The organism is Mesorhizobium sp. M7D.F.Ca.US.004.03.1.1, assembly GCF_003998635.1.
Taxonomy (GTDB): domain Bacteria; phylum Pseudomonadota; class Alphaproteobacteria; order Rhizobiales; family Rhizobiaceae; genus Mesorhizobium; species Mesorhizobium loti.
The window spans coordinates 1-2,280 of record NZ_RZQG01000920.1; the positions used below are offsets into that span (position 1 = coordinate 1).

The following is a 2,280-nucleotide window of genomic DNA, read 5'->3' on the forward strand; positions in this document are numbered from 1 at the left end:
GACCTGTGCGATCTCGGCCGATGACTTGACCTTCTTGGCGCGCGCCTGGATTTCCTTGACCACGGCGGAAACCGCCTGGTCGATGCCGCGCTTGAGGTCCATCGGGTTCATGCCGGCGGCGACCAGCTTGGCACCTTCGCGCAGGATCGAAGCGGCCAGCACGGTTGCGGTGGTGGTGCCGTCACCGGCGAGGTCGTTGGTCTTCGAGGCGACTTCGCGCACCATCTGCGCGCCCATGTTCTCGAACTTGTCGGCAAGCTCGATTTCCTTGGCGACGGTGACGCCGTCCTTGGTGATGCGCGGCGCGCCATAGGCCTTGTCGATGATGACGTTGCGGCCCTTGGGGCCGAGCGTGACCTTCACCGCATTGGTGAGGATCTCGACGCCGCGCAGCATGCGGTCGCGCGCATCAGTGGAGAATTTGATTTCCTTGGCAGACATGATTTTTTATCCAGTTCGGTTTGAGGAAGGCAGAGCCCTGCCCTCCATGATCAAAGCCCGGAGTGTCCCTTGCGCATCCCGAAGGACACGCAGCGCTCCAATCAGGCGGCCTTCTTGGCAGGCACGGTCTTCTCGACGCCCGTCTTGTCGACGGCGCTCTTGTCGATAACGCCCATGATGTCGGCTTCCTTCATGATCAGAAGGTCCTCGCCGTCGATCTTGACCTCGGTGCCCGACCATTTGCCGAACAGGATGAAGTCGCCGGCCTTGACGTCGAGTGCAATCAGCGCGCCGTTTTCGTCGCGTGCACCCGGGCCGACGGCGATGACTTCGCCTTCCTGCGGCTTTTCCTTGGCATTGTCGGGAATGATGATGCCGCCCTTGGATTTGATATCGCCTTCAGCGCGACGAATGACGACGCGGTCGTGGAGTGGCCGAAATTTCATGGGAACTTCTTTCTGGGGCCGGCACAGGCGGCCACGCCCGTCCTTTATAGACGCGTTGGCACTCGATAGATAGGAGTGCCAAAAATTATTCGCGGGCCAGATTAAATATTCAAAAGTATTATTTCGGCCAGCCGTTTCGTGCTATCCGCAGAGTGTCAAATAATTCAAAAGATTGAATTTTGCCGATCGAGTGCCTATTTATCGAACAAGTTCACTTTCACGATTTCAGGCACAAGGGAGATTTCTTCGATGGCCGAAGGCAATCAGACGATCATGGAAAAAGCTGAAGCCCGCTTTGTCGACAAGCAGAAAAAGACAGCGGAGAAAAACAAGGCAACCGCCGAATACATGTCCGAGGCAAGGGCCCGGGAGATCAAGACGGCAAGGCTGAGGGAGCTGCGGCTGGCCAAGGAAGAGGCCGACCGCGTCGCTGAAGCCCTGAACCCGACGCCGAAGAAGAAGCGGGTGACCAAGAAGGCCGCCGCCACGGAGGTCAAGACATGAGCCTCACCTTCCCCAACCGCAGCCGCAGCTATGACGAAGCCGGCAAGCGCATCCGTTTCGTCGGCCATGACGGCATGTTCCAGATCTCGTTCTCCGTCGCAGCCGACGCCATGGCCAAGATGCGGCCGGGAACTGCTGCCGACGAGGCTGGCTACCTCCAGACATTCGACACCGAGAGCAGCGCCATCCGCGAAGTGGCGGCAAAGGCCTACGACCGCACCCACAAGAGCATGTATGTGCTGACGGCAGCCGATTTCGGCTGATCAGCCCAATGCATGTCGCTCAAAACAAAGATTAAAGATCCATCTCCTCGACCATCGCGCGTATCTTCGCAGCCTTTTCAAAATGGTCGAGGCGGTGCGTTCTGATCCACCATTCGGCGGCTTCCATCAGGAGTTCGGGGTCGTCGTTCCTGTTGGCGAAAAACGCGTAGAACGACACGCCGACGCCGGCCCCCTTCTCGGAGATCTTGCGGTCGCAGACCTCCAGTATCTTCTGCTTCAGGCTGGCTCTCACGGGAATCCCTTGATTTGCGGTGCGGCAGGCTTCTGCCGGCGGCCGGTACGGATCAGGCCTTGCGCTCGGCCCGCTCGCGGCGTTTGACGTCGCGGACATTCATCTGCACGACCATGTCCTCGGCCTCACGCGGACCCATCCCGACCATCACCTTTTGCCGGACCACGGCAGGCTGGCCGGTGAAGACGTCGATGATGCTCCAGCTCTGGGGGAGCTCCATGCGCAGCGTGTAGCGGTTGGCCATGCCGGTCAGCCCTGCATCATGAAAAACACGGCGCCCAGGATCAGCACCGTCCAGGCGATGACCGACAGCTTCAGCATCATGCCGCCATGCGCGGCCACCAGCTCCCGCAGGCGCGACACGACACCCGCC

At 60.0% G+C, this 2,280-nt stretch carries 6 protein-coding genes; 2 read left to right on the top strand and 4 right to left on the bottom strand.

Annotated features, from left to right (window positions below; all coding sequences use genetic code 11):
* Together EN935_RS31890 and EN935_RS31895 are read right to left on the bottom strand one after the other, a co-directional pair.
* Nucleotides 1–441: TCP-1/cpn60 chaperonin family protein (locus tag EN935_RS31890; protein WP_281040377.1), on the bottom strand; the 441-nt coding region annotated here is incomplete at its 3' end.
* A 101-nt stretch (nt 442–542) separates the two neighbouring features.
* Nucleotides 543–887 (bottom strand): co-chaperone GroES, encoded by a 345-nt coding sequence (locus EN935_RS31895; protein WP_109660338.1) that lies wholly within the window; start codon nt 885–887, stop codon nt 543–545.
* 249 nt (nt 888–1,136) lie between these two features.
* Here EN935_RS31895 and EN935_RS31900 point away from each other — a divergent pair, with 249 nt between their 5' ends.
* Together EN935_RS31900 and EN935_RS31905 are read left to right on the top strand one after the other, a co-directional pair.
* Complete coding sequence (locus tag EN935_RS31900; RefSeq protein WP_109660335.1) at nt 1,137–1,391, top strand: hypothetical protein; 255 nt, start codon at nt 1,137–1,139, stop codon at nt 1,389–1,391.
* The gene (locus EN935_RS31905; RefSeq protein WP_056591303.1) at nt 1,388–1,654 is read left to right on the top strand and encodes a DUF1488 domain-containing protein; all 267 of its coding nucleotides are present in this window, start codon (nt 1,388–1,390) and stop codon (nt 1,652–1,654) included. The genes EN935_RS31900 and EN935_RS31905 overlap by 4 nt, the downstream gene beginning before the upstream one ends.
* Nucleotides 1,655–1,685: 31 nt before the next feature.
* Here the strand turns inward: EN935_RS31905 and EN935_RS31910 are convergent, their stop codons facing one another.
* Together EN935_RS31910 and EN935_RS31915 are read right to left on the bottom strand one after the other, a co-directional pair.
* Nucleotides 1,686–1,907, bottom strand: a complete 222-nt coding sequence (locus EN935_RS31910) for a DUF6500 family protein (RefSeq protein ID WP_109660331.1) — start codon at nt 1,905–1,907, stop codon at nt 1,686–1,688.
* A 52-nt stretch (nt 1,908–1,959) separates the two neighbouring features.
* A complete protein-coding gene (locus EN935_RS31915) occupies nt 1,960–2,151 on the bottom strand; it encodes a hypothetical protein (RefSeq protein ID WP_027160878.1) in 192 nt (63 codons plus the stop codon).
* Nucleotides 2,152–2,280 lie beyond the last annotated feature (129 nt).

Coding starts and splice junctions, on each gene's coding strand:
- EN935_RS31900 (WP_109660335.1), top strand. CDS start 1,137: ATGGCCGAAGGCAATCAGACGATCATGGAAAAAGCTGAAGCCCGCTTT.
- EN935_RS31905 (WP_056591303.1), top strand. CDS start 1,388: ATGAGCCTCACCTTCCCCAACCGCAGCCGCAGCTATGACGAAGCCGGC.
- EN935_RS31895 (WP_109660338.1), bottom strand. CDS start 887: ATGAAATTTCGGCCACTCCACGACCGCGTCGTCATTCGTCGCGCTGAA.
- EN935_RS31915 (WP_027160878.1), bottom strand. CDS start 2,151: ATGGCCAACCGCTACACGCTGCGCATGGAGCTCCCCCAGAGCTGGAGC.